The sequence below is a fragment of the Vibrio sp. 10N.261.52.C2 genome (genome assembly GCF_041471425.1).
Lineage (GTDB): Bacteria > Pseudomonadota > Gammaproteobacteria > Enterobacterales > Vibrionaceae > Vibrio > Vibrio crassostreae_C.
The window spans coordinates 81392-99135 of record NZ_JBFROH010000035.1 but is presented as its reverse complement, the minus strand read 5'-3'; the positions used below and the strand labels follow the sequence as shown (position 1 = coordinate 99135).

The following is a 17744-nucleotide window of genomic DNA, read 5'->3' as shown; positions in this document are numbered from 1 at the left end:
GGGATAGTTTGTATGCTTTTGCTTATGTTGATGAGTATGCAATACACATTCTTAATGCTAGATGAATAAAAGCCCCTGACTACATTCATAATCAGGGGCTTTAGAATTTTTGCACGATATCCGACGTCTAATCGTCTTCAATCAACTTGTAGATAACAAACAGTGCAATCTCTGCAATTAGCCAAAGCGCACATGTAATCGTCACGTATTTATTATCAAAGATACTGATCCCTTTCAAGATCAGGTCGTAGCCAACAAAAGCACCAATCACCACTGCCAAGATAATCTGTAGGATCTGAATAAAACGAGGCATTCCTCTCTCCTATGTTCTTATATCAAACTATGTGTTTATCACTATATCATTGATAATAAGACAAAAGTGCAGATAATGCTGCACTTTTGTCTTTAACTTTCTGTCAAAAATTGCAATTCAAACGCTGAAGTTAGCGACAATTACGATTTTTGGCGTCGGTTAATTACGCTTTCTCAGCTTCAGCAATCTTCACTTTCCACGTGTCAGGGCCGATCTGGTGTGCGTTCACGCCGTTAGAGTCAACCGCTACCGTTACAGGCATATCTTCAACTTCAAACTCGTAAATCGCTTCCATACCGAGATCTTCAAACGCAACAACGCGTGCTTTTTTAATTGCTTTCGCGACTAAATAAGCTGCACCGCCAACCGCCATTAGGTAAACCGCTTTGTGCTCTTTGATTGATTCAACCGTTGCAGGGCCACGTTCCGCTTTACCGATCATGCCCATAATGCCAGTTTCGTTCAGCATCATGTCAGTGAACTTATCCATACGTGTTGAAGTTGTTGGGCCCGCAGGACCTACCGCTTCATCACCTACAGCATCAACAGGACCCACGTAGTAAATGAACTTGCCTTTGAAATCAACGCCGGCTGGTAAGCCTTCGCCGCTTTCTAGCATGCCTTGAATACGTTTATGAGCAGCATCACGACCGGTTAAGATCTTACCTGACAGAAGAACCGTTTCGCCGGTCTTCCACTCTTGTACGTCTTCTTTAGTCACTTCATCAAGGTTAACACGGCGTGTATTTGCGCCCGCTTCCCAAGTGATGTCTGGCCACTCTTCTAACTTAGGTGGCGTTAGCTCTGCTGGGCCGCTGCCATCTAGCGTGAAGTGAACGTGACGCGTTGCTGCACAGTTCGGGATTAAGCAAACTGGCTTAGATGCTGCGTGTGTTGGTGCTGTTTTGATTTTTACGTCAACCACAGTAGTGAGACCGCCAAGACCTTGTGCACCAATACCTAGCTTGTTTACACGGTTGAAGATGTCTAGGCGAAGCTCTTCTTCTGCGTTCTCAGGGCCTTTTTCGATAAGCTCTTGAATATCGATGTGTTCCATCAAAGATTCTTTCGCTAGTACCGCTGCTTTCTCAGCCGTACCGCCAATGCCTATACCTAGCATACCCGGTGGACACCAGCCTGCACCCATTGTTGGCAGCGTCTTCTCTACCCATTCTGCAATATCATCAGAAGGGTTCAGCATAACCATCTTGGTTTTGTTCTCAGAACCGCCGCCCTTAGCCGCGATTTGAATTTCAACTTTGTTGCCTGGAATCATATTAATGTGGACAACCGCTGGTGTGTTGTCTTTGGTATTAATACGCTTACCTGCAGGGTCCATTAGGACAGATGCACGCAATGGGTTATCTGGGTTGTTGTAAGCTTGACGAACGCCTTCATCAACCATCTGTTGTACTGTTTGATCCGTTTCCCACCTAACATCCATACCGATGTTCACGAAACAAGTAACAATACCCGTATCCTGACAAATTGGACGATGGCCTTCCGCAGACATGCGCGAGTTGATAAGAATCTGAGCGATCGCATCTTTAGCTGCTTGGCTCTCTTCTTTCTCGTACGCTTTTTCTAGGGCTTGGACAAAGTCTAAAGGGTGATAATAAGAAATGTACTGAAGTGCGTCAGCGACACTGCTGATCACATCTTGCTTACGAATAACCGTCATTGCATGCCTCTTTATTGTTCTGGTTCCATGTGGGTTCACAGTTTGACTATATGTGCCAAATCGAATTAGGTGGTTTAGCTTTTTATTGTGTTGAGCTGTATTTAGTTGCTTTAGCAATCGCTTGCATAGCTTTAAACTAAACCACTTGGATTACTCCTTTCTAATCAAGAACCCATTTTATTTTCAATTTATGATACTCTTGCTTCCTCTCACACGCCATGCAGTGATCGAACTCTTTGTCACAAATTAAACAAATGAATAACAACGAATTTCGCTCTATCCAAATCAAGCCGCTTGAATATCAATCAACTTTAGCTAAACAGCTGTTTTCCCATATTGAAAACCTGCCGTGGGCAATGCTATTACGCTCCGCTTCAGAAAGCCACGTTGATAGTCGATACGATATTTTAGTTGCTCAACCCATCGCCACCTTCGAGACAATCGGTGCAGAAACGACCGTTAATGTTAATGAGACGTGCGAGGTTTCAGACTCTGATCCTTTCGAACTACTCGACCAATATCAGCAACAATTATTGCCTGCGACTAAAGAGCACACTCAGTTGCCATTCGTTGGCGGCGCTTTAGGCTATTTTAGCTATGATTTAGGGCGCAGAGTCGAGACACTTCCATCACTCGCAAAGCGTGATATTGAAGCACCTGACATGGCAGTTGGCTTGTATGAATGGGCTGTTATCGTTGACCACCAATTGAAAACGGCGTGTATTGTCGGTAGCAATATCGATGAACATCATGATTGGCTAATGCAGCAGATGGCTCAATCACACCTATCACATGCGCCCTTTGGGTTAACCACACCGTGGCAATCCAATATGAGCGAAGAGAGCTACGCCACTAAGTTCGATAGTGTTCAAGAGTACCTGTTATCCGGGGACTGCTATCAGATTAACTTAGCTCAGCGCTTCAATGCCCAATACCAAGGTAGTGAATGGCTGGCTTATGACAAGTTAGAACAGTACAACTCAGCGCCCTTTTCGGGTTTTATCCGTTTGGCCGACTGCGCAATCATCAGTGTTTCGCCAGAGCGTTTCTTAGAACTCAAAGACAACGTCATTGAAACCAAGCCAATCAAAGGCACACGACCTCGTTCTGAGGACCCGATGATTGATAATACCAACGCGCAAGACCTAGCAAGCGCCGATAAAGATCAGGCGGAAAACTTGATGATCGTCGACCTACTTCGTAATGACATTGGCCGAGTAGCAAAACCGGGCACAGTGCATGTACCAAAGCTCTTCGATATTGAAAGCTTCCCTGCCGTGCACCACTTAGTGAGCACGATACGAGCGGACCTTGATGACCAATACTCTGCAACTGACCTTCTGAGAGCCTGTTTCCCTGGAGGCTCGATTACTGGCGCACCAAAAGTTCGCGCGATGCAGATCATTGAAGAGTTAGAACCGCATCGACGTTCAGCGTACTGCGGCAGTATTGGCTACATCAGCCGAAATGGCAGAATGGATACCAGTATTACCATTCGTACATTAGTCGCCGAGAACAACACGCTTTATGCTTGGGCTGGCGGTGGTGTGGTATTTGATAGTGATTGTGCTTCTGAATACCAAGAAACACTGGATAAGCTGAGTCGAATTCTACCGGTACTTGAAGATTGCTAAACCTAGTGTCATTAACTGCGAGTTCCGTAGCTTAACGGCTAGCAAAAGTTCGATATAAAAAGAAACCGAAGGATCGTAAGATCACTTCGGTTTTTTAGTCTGTAAGTTAGAGTACATAACTCACAACGCTTTATTCGCGTGTTTAAGCGACCTTCACCGCAGAGACACCCCACTTCTTAAGCATCTCTTTCAGATCGTTGGCGGTGTAAGGTTTACTCAAAATGTCATCCATCCCACACTGAATACAACGTTCGCGTTCTTCAAGTGTCGTTCCGGCGGTCAGAGCCACAATAGATTTAACGTAACCCTTCTCTCTTAGCTTCTCTGTTGCTTCAAACCCGTCCATAACAGGCATTCTGCAATCCATGAATACAATATCGTATTCATTGTCTGACGCGAGCTCAAACCCTTCGACACCATTGCTTGCGATAGCTGGTTCAATCTCATGTTTACGAAGCATCTGTTGGATGATGATCTGGTTCATCTTAATATCATCAACCACCAGCACTTTAAGTAGTGACAATTCCGCCTCATACTCAAAGCCCTTGGCGACACTATCACTCTCTGCCGGAACATCGACAACTTGAAGAGGAATCGAGATGGTAAACGTCGTGCCTGAACCAACGACACTGGTCACCCCAATATCACCATTCATCAGAGCCACCAGTTTGCGACAAATCGCTAAGCCAAGCCCGGTGCCCTCATAGTTTCGGCTACTTGAGTTATCTGCCTGTGTAAAAGGTTCAAATAGCGTCTTATGTGCTGATTCAGCAATTCCGACTCCGGTATCTTCTACAGAGAAAACAAATTGGTTTCTGTCCCACTCAATATCAACATTCACATGCCCTTCTTCTGTAAATTTAATCGCATTACCTATTAAGTTCACAAACAGTTGTGTGATGCGCTCTAAATCGCCTTGGAAATGGGAGGGAACGTTTGACGTAACACTGATATTGAATTCGAGCTGCTTCTCAATTGCTCGATTGACGAAGATGCTTTCAATCGTGTTTCTCAAATCACGTAGGGCAAATTTCTTTGGAATAAGCTCCAACATCCCTGCATTGATTTTGCTGTAATCCAATAGATCATTAATGATGGTTCGGAGAAACTCTCCAGATTGGCTCAGGTTGTTCACTATCTCACGCTGAGAGCTATTCAGTTCGGTATCACTGATCAACTCGGCACTGCCTAGTAAGCCATTAAGTGGAGTTCTTAACTCATGATTAATCATGGCCACAAAGTCACGCGTTGCCCTTTCGGACTCTTCCGCTCGTTTACGTGATTCAATATTTCGGTTGATTGCTAGTTGATGGGTTAAGGCACTGCAGATAAGGTCCGTGACCAACAACAGTTGGCTTTGGATAAACTCGTAGTCTTGGTCTAACAACCTGACTCTGACGATTAACGCACCAACTATGACTTTTTCAACCTCTAAGGGCACGGTCAGTAGGTTGTCTTGCCAATGAGGTTCTTGAATGTCTTGCTCTAACACCTCGACAGTCTCATCGCCATAATCATAGGTCTGTAACTGAGGGATGAGCTTGGGAGGTAGAATCAAACGACTGGCTTCGATTAAGTAACTGTTAGTCACGTTGGTCGTTAGTTCAGATAGCATGACATCATCGAGATCATTTCTTAGAAACGCGCGCCCAAAATCAATCAACAGGTTGTCGATTTGTTCTTGGAATTCAATGCGGCGTATATTCGCGTTGGAGCGTTTTTCTAACTGACGCAAAGCAAGCTCAAGCTGTTGGTTAGCCTCGAACAGTTCGAGGCTCTTCTGTTCCAACAATCCTTCAGCCGCTTTCCTTGCCGCGATTTGACGCTTAAGCTTCTTCTCTAGGGCAGATGCCAGATCCATATTACTTTTCTACTTTGAGATTAAACCTAACCACGCTTTGGTCATCATTTTGTGGCGTCATCTCCACCGCGATAGATTCACCGTGGTATTCAGCACATCCTTCAATAAGCCCCAAGCAAACATGAGACATACACCTTGCGCTTTTGTAGTCAAAAACAAGTTGTGCTTCGGTCGTGGTGATAAAACTGAATTCAGGTGGCTCAGCATCTGGATAGAGCTTCTTCACTTCAACATGAATGTAACGCTCTACGTGCTGAATAAATTGAAAGGTGGTATTGCTGTGAGCAAGGCTCGCTTTATTCGGTAATGAGGCCAGTAAGTTCTTAAATACAGACTGCCCAAACACGCGTTGCAAGCTTGCCGCATCAATATCGGTTTTCTTACTCAAGTTGATAATCAACCTGACAAGGTCTTTGTGGTCGTAACTGCCGACCGACGTATAGATCCCTTCATCTTCTGACATTTCTAGAACTTCTTCCAAAAGCTCTAGCCCAAACTTGTCTTCAACAAGCTCTAAAAATTCGGTGAATATGATTCCTTTCATCTCATACCTTTTCTTCTATTTCTTTTTAGAATGGTCCACTAAGTTATTGTTATCAAATTCTTAAACAAAAAATCTACGTTTCGTCACCCAATTTTATGACATGGGTAACGCTTACTCGCCTGTATGCACATATTGAATATAGCAAAAATCGTCATTTTGAGGAGATTCATCGGTAAACAGCCTCTCATGACGCCCAATTGATAACTAAAAGAGGGAAAGTGAATGAAGAAAAACTCGATATTGGTAATCAACCCACGGTTATGTCTATACTTAAAATCATAATAATCAATATATTGGCTTGATATGAATAAAGAAAACTTCCTTCAGCAATTCCAACTTAACCCTACCGTTGGCTATCATCCTGAGTCAGTAGAGCGTGTTTCGCACATCAGTGGCGAGCAATTACGTAAAGCGGCAGTGGTGGTAGGTTTAGTTGAAAGAGAAGATGGTTTACATGTCATTTTTACTAAAAGAGCGGCTCATTTAAAGCATCACCCCGGCCAAGTCAGCTTTCCTGGTGGTAAACACGAACTTTCTGACCCTTCTATGCAATTCACTGCACTCAGAGAGCTCCATGAGGAGGTGGGAATTCGATCGGATCAAGTTAAAATTATTGGGCAATTACCAGCATTGAGTACTATTAGTAAATTTTCTGTGACGCCGATTATTGCCATGGTCGATCCTGACTATGAAGCCATCATTGATGAGAACGAAGTTGCCTCAATTTTTGAGGTACCCGCTACCTATGTTTTAGACCAAGCCAAGTTACACAGCCACACTGTTAACTTTAAACAAATCAAGCATCGGGTTTTTGCGATGCCTTTCCAAGAGCACCTAATTTGGGGCGTTACGGCGCAAATTATCCAATCGCTGCAGCAACACGTACTGCAACGAATCACATAGCAACTACGTTTTGTTTAATCTCTGTTAACAAAATCCAGACTTTCTATGGAACAGATTTATTAATGCAATTTTACGCAAACGTTTCCCTGGTATAAATCTATACAACCCCGCCTTTCGCATAAATAAAAATAATACCAGGCATAAACATAAATCACATGTAGCACGCTATTTTCGTGATCAAAAATTCGTTTTTCGCATATCATGTGACACGCCGTTTCATTACATGATTTAGATCTATTTTTTGCAGAAGAAAATTCTGCAGAATTAGCCCCGACTTATTTCCTGTTCCCAAAAAATGAGTAATTTAACATGAACACAACAACTTCTTCGGCAAATGCCGTTAAAGATTCAAGCAAGTTTAACTATAAAGATTTTACCTGGTGTTTATCACTATTCGGTACAGCAGTTGGTGCTGGCGTACTATTCCTTCCAATCAAAGCTGGTGCGGGTGGTTTTTGGCCATTAGTTATCCTAGCTCTAATTGCGGCACCAATGACTTGGTTCGCACACAAATCTCTAGCTCGTTTCGTACTGTCCGCTAAAAACCCTGAAGCTGACATTACAGATACAGTAGAAGAACACTTCGGTAAGACTGGCGCAAACCTTATTACTTTCGCTTACTTTTTCGCTATCTACCCAATCGTTCTGATTTACGGTGTTGGTATCACAAACACTGTTGATTCTTTCCTAGTAAACCAAATGGGTATGGAATCTATTCCTCGTCCTCTTCTTTCTGGTGCACTTATCCTTGCTATGACTACAGGTGTTGTATTCGGTAAAGATCTGATGCTGAAAGCGACTTCAGCAATGGTTTACCCACTAGTATTCATCCTACTAGCACTGTCTTTCTACCTAGTTCCGGATTGGAACACTTCAATGATGGAAGTAACACCTGAATGGTCAACAATGCCTTCTGTTATCTGGCTTGCAATTCCAATCATCGTGTTCTCTTTCAACCACAGCCCAATCATTTCACAGTTCTCTAAAGAGCAACGTCGTGTATACGGTGAAAACGCAGTTAAGAAAACTGACGCGATCACTGGCGGCGCAGCAATGATGCTGATGGGTTTTGTAATGTTCTTCGTATTCTCTGTAGTTCTTTCTCTATCTCCAGAGCAACTAGCAACAGCACAAGCACAGAACATCTCTGTTCTTTCTTACCTAGCAAACGTACATGAGTCTCCACTTATCTCTTACATGGGTCCTCTAGTAGCGTTCGCAGCGATTACTTCTAGCTACTTCGGTCACTTCCTAGGTGCTCACGAAGGTCTTGTTGGTCTAATCAAGTCTCGCTCTGGTTCTTCAATCTCTAAGATTGAAAAAGCATCTCTAGCGTTCATCGTTGTTACAACTTGGATTGTTGCGGTAGTTAACCCAAGTATCCTAGGTATGATTGAAACAATGGGTGCTCCAATGATTGCAGCTATCCTGTTCCTAATGCCTGTGTTCGCGATGCAGAAAGTACCAGCTATGGCTAAGTACAAAACTTCAGCACCTGTGCAAATCTTTACAGCTTTATGTGGTCTAGCGGCTATTAGTTCTGTAATCTACGGCGCTCTTTAATCTCAAGCCCTTTTTATAAGATGGCATCCATCTTATATCGCGAGATTAGACAAAAAATATAATGATAATAAATGAGCCTCCCTACTCCCCTTGGGAGGCTCTCTTTTTGAGGTAATCGCTATGATTAGTGTATTTGATATCTATAAAATCGGTGTTGGTCCATCGAGCTCACACACAGTTGGACCAATGAAAGCGGGTAAAGAATTTATTGATGACCTACGTTCAATGGGAAAATTGCGCGACATCACTAAAATCACCGTGGACGTATATGGATCACTATCACTGACAGGGAAAGGTCACCACACAGATATCGCAATCATCATGGGTCTTGCTGGCAATACTCCTGAGCGTGTTGATATCGATTCTATTGCTGGCTTCATTGCTCGCGTAGAAGAAACTGAGCGCCTTCCTGTTGGCATGCACTGTCATACAGTATCGTTCCCACGCGATGGCGGTATGAACTTCCACACTAGCAACCTTTCTCTACACGAGAACGGCATGAGCATTCATGCATGGGTTGGTGACGAAGTTGCATACTCAAAAACGTACTACTCAATTGGTGGCGGTTTCATCGTTGACGAAGAGAACTTCGGCAAAGAAGAAGAAAACCCAATCAAAGCACCTTACGAATTCACAACAGCTGAAGAGCTGGTTAATCAGTGCAAAGAAAGCGGTCTTTCTATCAGTACACTGGTTATGAAAAACCAAGCAGCGTTCCACTCAGACGAAGAGTCTCGCACTTACTTCGCTAACATCTGGAAAACTATGCGTGAGTGTATGGATCGCGGTATGAATACTGAAGGTATCCTGCCTGGTCCACTACGTGTTCCTCGCCGTGCAGCAGCACTTCGCCAACAGCTAATGACTTCAGAAAAAACAACCAATGATCCAATGTCGGTTGTTGACTGGGTAAACATGTTTGCTTTCGCAGTAAACGAAGAAAATGCAGCTGGCGGCCGTGTAGTTACGGCACCAACAAACGGCGCATGTGGCATCATCCCTGCTGTATTGGCTTACTACGATAAGTTCATCCAAACAGTGACAGAGAAAGATTACATCCGTTACTTCGCAGCTTCTGGCGCGATCGGTGGTCTTTACAAGCGTAACGCTTCTATCTCTGGTGCTGAAGTTGGCTGTCAGGGTGAAGTTGGTGTGGCATGTTCTATGGCTGCTGCTGGTCTTGCTGAGCTTATGGGTGGTAGCCCTGAGCAAGTATGTATGGCTGCAGAAATCGGCATGGAGCACAACCTAGGTCTAACGTGTGACCCAGTTGCTGGCCAAGTACAAGTACCATGTATCGAGCGTAACGGTATTGCAGCAGTTAAAGCAATTAACTCGACTCGTATGGCACTTCGTCGTTCTTCTGCTCCTACTGTTTCTCTAGATAAAGTTATCGAAACGATGCTAGAAACAGGTAAAGACATGAACGCTAAATACCGTGAGACATCTCAAGGTGGTTTGGCTGTTAAAGTTGTTTGTTAATCACTCTGAATTAATAAACCGATAATAAAAAAGGAACGCCGAGGCGTTCCTTTTTTGTACCTAAAGCTTTTGTAGCTGAAGCTAAGTGACTAGGGCGTGTTGATCTTTCGAGCTGATTTTTGCAGCGAGTTGCTGGGTATTTATACAAGGCAGAGGCGTCGATGTACATGAGAAGCCGATAACGTAGTAGAAATGGCCAGCAAACGCTGCCCGAAGGGTTCGGCTATAAGCGTTTTACTCTTTGTTGAGGGGGGTTTGCTTAGAGTGACTAGGCTACTTCCCCCTCGCCGCGATAAAAACGCTTTTATCTCGAACAAAATTTAACCACGAAAGGTCAACACGCCCTAATTATTCAACCAACCAAATTGCTTTGCTAAATCACTTGCGAGATAAGCAAGAAGCAACCAAACAACAATGAGAAAAGCATCATCGGCTTGCCACCTTCCGCGCTGTATCTATCTTCTGCTACTTTCATAAAGCGTTGCTTGTGAACCATCACCAGAGGAACGAACACAGCTAAGAACACTAAGATGATACCTGCGTAGTTCAACACTTGTAGGAACTTGTCTGCAGCAAGCAATGAACCTGCCAACGGTAAGATAAAGCTAATACAGTACGTTACTGCAGTATTTTGGTTGAACATGTCTTTGTTCTGGTTGAACAACGCCATCGCCACACCAAAGAAAGAGGTCAACAACGCCAACCCAGTGAAGGTAGACAGAACGTTACCCACCCAAGGAGATTGAGCCTCAAACGCCGCCATCAAATCGGATACGTTCTTAAAGCTTCTGAATTGCTCTTCACTCAAGTTACCCACTACCGCAAACAACCAGCACAAGTAACACACTAAAGGGATCAGAGAACCGACGATCACCATGTTACGCAGCTGTTTGTCTGTCGCTTCGTGGTTGTAAGAAACTAAAGTTGGAATCACAACCATAAAGCCAAAGCTTGTAAACAGGATTGCACTGGTTTTGATTAAATCAACGTGGTCATGGCTGGTTACCTGCATCAAGTTTTCTTGAGTCATGCTCGGTGCCAAGAACGCCATGGTTGCAAACAAACTTGCAAGCATCACGAAGAACAATGCGCGGTTGAGTTTATCAATCACACCAGTACCACTTGCGACTACAGCGCCAGCAAGCAAGGTAAACACTATTTGGCTGGTAGTAGCGGTAATTTCGACGCCAAAGTTAGACAGTAACTTACTCAGCAAGTCACCTGCGCCCAGAATGTAAGCCATTAATAGACAAATTAATAACGCGTATAGCAAACCGTTGGTAAGCAACTGGCCTTGTTTACCCAAGGTTTTTCGGGCAATAGAGTTTAATCCTAGACCGCCACCCGCTTTGATGGTCGCTTCTAGAAGTAATAATGCTGCGTAAGTCGTACCGAAGCAGATCAGTACCATCAGCAGTGTGCCATAAAGCAATCCAAATTGAGCTAATACCATTGGGATCGCGAGCATACCAGCACCGAGAGCGGTACCAGCGATAATTAGGGAGCTACCCATCATTTTAATATTCATTATTTTTAACTTATTTGTTTAGTTTTTATAGGTGTGAGTCTTCGTGCATCAAGTGGATGACAAAGGAATTCAGATAGAAATAAAGTTATAAAACGAATAACAATAGGAGCGATAAGCGGTAAAGAAGCGTGCAGAGACGTTGTCGAACAGGGCGTTCAAAGGGGAGCTTGTCTTAAGAGAGGTAAAACGAGAAGCGTGAGTAAGCGTTAACTGATGTGGTGAACCTTCCGTAGGTTCAATAATCGGCGATGTAATCTTGAATTTCATGTATGTGTCCAATAATTGATTCACATTCCATAGTATTTGAAGCAGCGTATCCGTTGCTGCCCTACCTCTAGCATTAGAGACCTTCTCATCTTATCGAATGAGACTCGAAACACAACGCTATAACCACACTTTTTGCTATTAAATTGAACAAAATAGCTATCTGGATATAAGTTGACCACCAAACCTTCTAATACAATAATTTTCATTGATAAAAGACAAGCTGATAAATACATCTAGCCCATGGAACCCGAGACTCTCTCCTCTAACTAGAATCAAATTCACAACTCAACGTTATATTTTGACATAAGACATAACACAAACTTGCTACATCACAGAAACATAACCACAACCGGAGTATGGTCACACAATTCGCCGTACCCCATAGGTGGTAGTGACTCTTACACGTACAGTATGCGCGTCATTAAAAAATAAAAAATTAATACCTTATGCGCTCAACTATAACCTTCAAAATTCTAGTGGCCCTCGCTATTGTGTTCACTTTTTTGCTAGCAATATCGACCTACTTTCAATATTCGCAGCAAAAACAACTTGTTAACTCTGTATTGAGTGAACAGCTTCATGATAAGGCAAGTAACTATTTCGATAGCCTTAATATGATGATGCTGACTGGCACAATGGCGCAAAAAGAGACCCTGCGTCAAAAAGCGTTAGCACAAGAAGGCATTGAAGACGTTCGTGTTTTGCGCGCTGACGCTGTAAGCAAGTTATACGGTCCCGGTAATGACAATCAAATACCTGTTGATGATATCGACAAGCGAGCGCTAGCAGGTGAAACGGTTATCGAACCCTTTTCTGCCGATTGGGGTAAAGGCTTGGTTATTGCTCTACCCATGAAGTCGAGTGAAGATTACCGGGGTACCAATTGCGTCGCCTGTCATATGGCACCAGAAGGCGAAGTATTGGGGGCAATTCGCCTTGAATACAACCTTAGTCATGTCAACTCGCTGATCAACACTCAAACCATGACCGCTATTGGCATTATGACGGTGATCTCGTTTGCCGGATTTGTTCTTACGATGGGATTAATTCGCAAGATTATCGTGCGCCCTCTTCAACAGACTTCTCGCTTCATGACCCAAGTCAGCAGCGATAAAAACCTGTCCACTCGCCTGCCTGAACAAAGTAAGGATGAGATTGGCACGCTGGCTAACTCCATCAACTCGTTCATGGGCACCGTATCTGACAGCTTAGAAAAGGTACAGAATACTTCGCATAAACTGAATGCGTCTGCCAACCAACTGACTAGCGTCGCGCAAATTACCGAGCAAGCCGCCAGCGACCAGCAAAGCGAAACCGCAGAAGTGCAACACAATGTCGAAGGGATACAGGCGCAACAAGTCAATGTAGAACAAGCCACTTTAACCGCTTCAGAACTCATCAATCACACCGCCGATGTAGCGTGTAAGAGTGCCAACCAAGCACACGACGCAAGCAGTGAGATAAAGAACCTAGTCAGCAGTATAGAAGAAGTGAAGCACAAGATACTGACACTCAATGAGCAAACCGGAGAGGTCTCTTCAATCTTGAGTGTGATTCGTGGCATTGCCGACCAAACCAACCTTCTTGCATTAAATGCAGCGATTGAAGCGGCTCGCGCCGGAGAACAAGGTCGAGGATTTGCAGTAGTTGCTGATGAAGTTCGTCACCTAGCATCAAGAACCGCCGAAGCAACAGGCAGCATTGAGTCAATCATTCATCAATTCCAGCAAGGCAGTGAAGAGTCTCTGACTTCGACCGATCGCGTTTGCGAACAAGCCCATCAAAGCTCCACCGACATCGACGCACTTTCAATAGAAATGAATGGGGTGGTTGAAGAGATGAAACAGGTGCTAGCCCACGCACAGAACATTCAGCAGCAAACGCAATCCACCACACAAGCGACTCAAGATGTTCAACAAAAGGTTGAAACCATCACTTCTCACGCCGACAACACATCGCAATCTGCGGCTGAAACCCGCGACATCAGCAATGACTTAGAAGAGCTGTCTGATCACCTTGAGTCACTGATTAATCAGTTTACTTTGTCGAGTACAAAGAAGAACCCATAGGTCGTCTACAACAAAAAAGCGCTCACAATGAGCGCTTTATCTTCCTAACAATGTCTAGTTCAGGCTTTCAAATAACCTTAGACAACGATTAGTGCGTAATGGAAACCGCGGTTAAGTCTTTATGCTTGTGGTACATCGCGTGTTTGAATATCAGATTCGCACTCACGGTATCCATTCCAGAAACCTCCACATAAGCCCCCTTTTTACGGAACTTGAACACAACCTTATCAAGCGCTTCAACCGAGGTATTATCTAAGAATGACGCATCCGATATATCGATGGTCACTAAAGAGGTCGCGTTGTCATAATCAAATAGGTCGACAAACGCATCAGACGAAGCAAAGAAGACATGGCCTTTCACTCGGTGAATGGTGTTCATTTCGTTGGTCACGACTTCATCGGATATAAACACCATGGATTTGCTGGCATGTGCATAAAACAGAGCCGATAACACCACGCCAACCGCCACCCCAATCGCTAAGTTATGAGTAAACACCACCGCCACCACGGTCGCTAACATGGTTACATTAGTTGGAAGTGTGTGGTCTTTAAGCTCAACAATAGAACGCCACGAGAATGTGCCGATAGAAACCATGATCATCACAGACACTAAAGCTGCCATCGGTATCAGCTTCAACCAATCAGAAACAAACACCACCATTAATAACAAAACAACCCCGGCAATCATGCTGGATAATCGGGTTAAGCCACCTGATTTGATGTTAATGATCGACTGACCGATCATCGCACAACCCGCCATGCCACCAAAAAGGGAAGCCACGATGTTCGCAACGCCCTGCCCTTTACACTCATTGTTTTTATTGCTTTCAGTATCGGTCAGGTCATCCACTATTGTCGCTGTCATCAAGGATTCCAACAAGCCAACCAGAGATAGAGCAATCGAATATGGCAGGATGGTTGCAAGCGTCTCAAACGTTAATGGAATATTGGGAATTAAAAAGACAGGCAGTGAATCAGGAAGCTTACCCATATCGCCAATCGTTCTCACATCTAATCCGAACAACAAACTAATGACTGTCAGGGCAACAATCGCGACTAATGGAGAAGGTATTGCACGACCAAACTTGGGGAAATAAGGAAGCAGATAAATGATCGCCAAACCCAAAGCGACTAATACATAAACGCTCGAAGGGACGCTGACCAATTCAGGGAGCTGGGCCATGAAGATTAGGATGGCGAGCGCGTTAACAAATCCAGTAATCACCGATTTGGAAACAAAGTTCATCAGGTTACCGAGCTTGAGATATCCCGCCGCGATTTGAATAACGCCTGCAAGAAATGAAGCAGCAAGCAAGTACTCCAATCCGTGCTCTCTCACTAAGGTGACCATTAACAACGCCATTGCGCCTGTTGCTCCGGAAATCATTCCTGGGCGACTGCCAACCAAAGCGGTTACGACACAAATACAGAACGAAGCATATAGCCCTACTTTAGGGTCAACGCCTGCAATAATTGAAAATGCGATGGCTTCAGGGATCAATGCGAGTGCAACCACAACCCCAGATAATGAATCTCCTTTGACGTTTGATAACCAGTGTTTTTTTAAATAATTAAGCATGTAATTCTCTTTTACTTGTACAGCCAGTCCTGCCTTGTTGAGACATAATCTGATCGACTGTTTTTCTTGAATGAGCGAGCGCTCGAAAAGTGCGGGTGTAGAGAGAATGCAGGGGTTAAGGCGGCGTAATTAACACGTAGATATTAAACTCCTCTTGTTGCTTTAGTGGGAAATTAAGAAGGTGATTAAGTCCAATATGACTGAATCCGCGCCAATATAGAGCGAGTTTCAACACAATCACACTCCAATTATTGGAAACAAAGGTTTCGATTACGCCTTGTTCATTCGACGATTCACATTAGGCGGAACGTAAGGCGCACGCTAAGATCGAACAAAAAACACACCCTCAAACGTATTTATGGTCAGTAGACACAATATTTCTTTCACCAAGCAAGAATAAAGGTTGAAGCTGTCGGTATGACAGGTAATATGTTCAATCGATTTAAAAAGTTTATACAACTTAATGTTTCGGCTAATTATTGTGCAAATGTATATTTATTTGCAGCAATGCCAGAGACTTTGAGTTGAATTTGTCCCTCAATGGAGAATGAAATCAACATGACTTACGCGCCTGTAACAGACGTACTTGGCGGCAAGCTAGCGGTAGACAGTGAAGTAACTGTTCGCGGCTGGATCCGTTCACGTCGTGATTCCAAAGCTGGAATCTCTTTCCTTGCCATTTATGACGGCTCTTGTTTCGACCCGATTCAGGCCGTGGTTCCTAATAATCTTAATAATTACGAAAACGAAGTATTAAAGCTAACAACTGGCTGCTCTGTTGAAGTAACGGGTAAGATTGTTGAGTCTCCTGCGAAAGGTCAAGACTTCGAACTAGCAGCAACTGACGTTAAAGTTGTAGGCTGGGTTGAAGACGCTGACACTTACCCAATGGCTAAGACACGTCACTCTATCGAATACCTTCGTGAAGTTGCTCACCTACGTCCACGTACAAACGTGATTGGCGCAGTAGCACGTGTACGTAACTGTCTATCTCAAGCGATTCACCGTTTCTACCACGAGCAAGGCTTCTTCTGGACTTCTGCTCCGCTTATTACTGCATCTGATGCAGAAGGCGCTGGTGAAATGTTCCGTGTTTCTACGCTAGACATGGAAAACCTACCACGCACTGAAAAAGGCGACGTAGACTTCAACGAAGATTTTTTCGGTAAAGAGACGTTCCTAACAGTATCTGGCCAACTTAATGCTGAAGCTTATGCTTGTGCACTAAGCAAGGTTTACACGTTCGGTCCTACGTTCCGTGCTGAAAACTCAAACACAAGCCGCCACCTAGCTGAGTTCTGGATGGTTGAGCCTGAAGTTGCGTTTGCAGACCTTAACGATGTAGCGAAACTGGCTGAAGACATGCTTAAGTACGTTTTCGCTGCTGTTCTTGAAGAGCGCCGCGACGACCTTGAGTTCTTCGCTTCTCGCATCGACAAGCAAGCAATTACTCGTCTAGAGCAATTCGTAGACGCTGATTTCGCACAAGTTGACTACACTGACGCAATCCAAATCCTACTAGACTCTGGTAAGAAATTTGAGTTTGACGTTGAGTGGGGCATCGACATGTCTTCTGAGCATGAGCGTTACCTAGCTGAAGAGCACTTCAAAGCACCTGTTATTGTTAAGAACTACCCGAAAGACATCAAAGCTTTCTACATGCGCTTAAACGACGACGGCAAAACAGTTGCAGCAATGGACGTACTTGCACCAGGCATCGGTGAAATCATCGGTGGTGCACAACGTGAAGAGCGTCTAGACATTCTAGACGAGCGTATGATTGCTATGGGTATCGACCCTGAGCACATGAGCTGGTACCGCGACCTACGTAAATACGGTACAGTGCCACACGCTGGTTTCGGTCTTGGTTTCGAGCGTCTAGTATCTTACGTAACAGGTATGGGTAACGTTCGTGACGTGATTCCATTCCCACGTACACCACGCTCTGCAAACTTCTAATTCGAAACCTATTCGATATTAAAAGTTAAGAACAAACAAAAACCTCCGCACTTGCGGAGGTTTTTTTATGTTCGGAATAAAACGAGTCCAGATGCTTCTGCGTGCCACTATCTGAGACTCATTATTTCAAAAGCTAATCCACATCTTGGTCGATAGCGTATTTTATTGCAAGACCGCAAATTGCCATCATAACGAATGGGATCGCGGCAGTGGTGTATTCCGCCCACGCCATATCAGCGAATGCTTTTGCCAGCAGTACGTGGCCGAGAATAAGCAGAAGCGCACACACAATAGCGACAATAATCAGCTTAACTTCATTTCCCATAGTCATTTTCAACATAACGGTATCTCCAATATTTGG

General features: G+C 44.2%; 14 protein-coding genes. 6 read left to right on the top strand and 8 right to left on the bottom strand.

Going from position 1 to position 17744, the window contains the following annotated elements; genetic code table 11:
- Positions 1 to 127: 127 nt before the first annotated feature.
- On the bottom strand, positions 128 to 313 hold the full coding sequence (locus tag AB4307_RS14485; RefSeq protein WP_004734731.1) for a hypothetical protein: 186 nt from the start codon (positions 311 to 313) through the stop codon (positions 128 to 130).
- A 163-nt stretch (positions 314 to 476) separates the two neighbouring features.
- A complete protein-coding gene (locus AB4307_RS14480) occupies positions 477 to 1994 on the bottom strand; it encodes a fumarate hydratase (protein ID WP_102320448.1) in 1518 nt (505 codons plus the stop codon).
- A 254-nt stretch (positions 1995 to 2248) separates the two neighbouring features.
- On the opposite strand from AB4307_RS14480, the gene pabB reads away from it, so the two are divergent.
- A complete protein-coding gene (gene pabB / locus AB4307_RS14475; protein ID WP_372132189.1) occupies positions 2249 to 3628 on the top strand; it encodes an aminodeoxychorismate synthase component I in 1380 nt (459 codons plus the stop codon).
- Between the two features lie 142 nt (positions 3629 to 3770).
- Here the strand turns inward: pabB and AB4307_RS14470 are convergent, their stop codons facing one another.
- Complete coding sequence (locus tag AB4307_RS14470) at positions 3771 to 5489, bottom strand: ATP-binding protein (protein WP_372132186.1); 1719 nt, start codon at positions 5487 to 5489, stop codon at positions 3771 to 3773.
- A 1-nt stretch (position 5490) separates the two neighbouring features.
- Positions 5491 to 6033, bottom strand: a complete 543-nt coding sequence (locus AB4307_RS14465) for a heme NO-binding domain-containing protein (RefSeq protein ID WP_017060423.1) — start codon at positions 6031 to 6033, stop codon at positions 5491 to 5493.
- 303 nt (positions 6034 to 6336) lie between these two features.
- Here AB4307_RS14465 and AB4307_RS14460 point away from each other — a divergent pair, with 303 nt between their 5' ends.
- The 3 genes from AB4307_RS14460 (at position 6337) to AB4307_RS14450 (ending at position 9981) form a co-directional block, all read left to right on the top strand.
- Complete coding sequence (locus AB4307_RS14460; RefSeq protein ID WP_102320451.1) at positions 6337 to 6936, top strand: CoA pyrophosphatase; 600 nt, start codon at positions 6337 to 6339, stop codon at positions 6934 to 6936.
- Positions 6937 to 7245: 309 nt separating this feature from the next.
- On the top strand, positions 7246 to 8499 hold the full coding sequence (locus tag AB4307_RS14455; protein WP_017065422.1) for an aromatic amino acid transport family protein: 1254 nt from the start codon (positions 7246 to 7248) through the stop codon (positions 8497 to 8499).
- A 120-nt stretch (positions 8500 to 8619) separates the two neighbouring features.
- Complete coding sequence (locus AB4307_RS14450; protein ID WP_017060420.1) at positions 8620 to 9981, top strand: L-serine ammonia-lyase; 1362 nt, start codon at positions 8620 to 8622, stop codon at positions 9979 to 9981.
- A gap of 373 nt (positions 9982 to 10354) precedes the next feature.
- On the opposite strand, the gene AB4307_RS14445 is transcribed toward AB4307_RS14450, so the two are convergent.
- Positions 10355 to 11497: an amino acid permease gene (locus AB4307_RS14445; RefSeq protein WP_102432745.1), complete on the bottom strand. Its 1143-nt coding sequence runs from the start codon at positions 11495 to 11497 to the stop codon at positions 10355 to 10357.
- A gap of 81 nt (positions 11498 to 11578) precedes the next feature.
- Entirely contained in the window at positions 11579 to 11776 is a 198-nt protein-coding gene (locus tag AB4307_RS14440) for a hypothetical protein (RefSeq protein ID WP_123923953.1), read from the bottom strand.
- A 446-nt stretch (positions 11777 to 12222) separates the two neighbouring features.
- Between AB4307_RS14440 and AB4307_RS14435 the strand changes: the two genes are divergently transcribed.
- Positions 12223 to 13845: a methyl-accepting chemotaxis protein gene (locus AB4307_RS14435; RefSeq protein ID WP_048668647.1), complete on the top strand. Its 1623-nt coding sequence runs from the start codon at positions 12223 to 12225 to the stop codon at positions 13843 to 13845.
- An 88-nt stretch (positions 13846 to 13933) separates the two neighbouring features.
- On the opposite strand, the gene AB4307_RS14430 is transcribed toward AB4307_RS14435, so the two are convergent.
- Positions 13934 to 15424, bottom strand: coding sequence for a SulP family inorganic anion transporter (locus tag AB4307_RS14430; RefSeq protein ID WP_372132183.1), 1491 nt, complete (start codon positions 15422 to 15424; stop codon positions 13934 to 13936).
- Between the two features lie 558 nt (positions 15425 to 15982).
- Between AB4307_RS14430 and asnS the strand changes: the two genes are divergently transcribed.
- Entirely contained in the window at positions 15983 to 17383 is a 1401-nt protein-coding gene (asnS, locus tag AB4307_RS14425) for an asparagine--tRNA ligase (protein WP_017060416.1), read from the top strand.
- A 133-nt stretch (positions 17384 to 17516) separates the two neighbouring features.
- On the opposite strand, the gene AB4307_RS14420 is transcribed toward asnS, so the two are convergent.
- Positions 17517 to 17723 (bottom strand): hypothetical protein, encoded by a 207-nt coding sequence (locus AB4307_RS14420; protein WP_004734707.1) that lies wholly within the window; start codon positions 17721 to 17723, stop codon positions 17517 to 17519.
- Positions 17724 to 17744 lie beyond the last annotated feature (21 nt).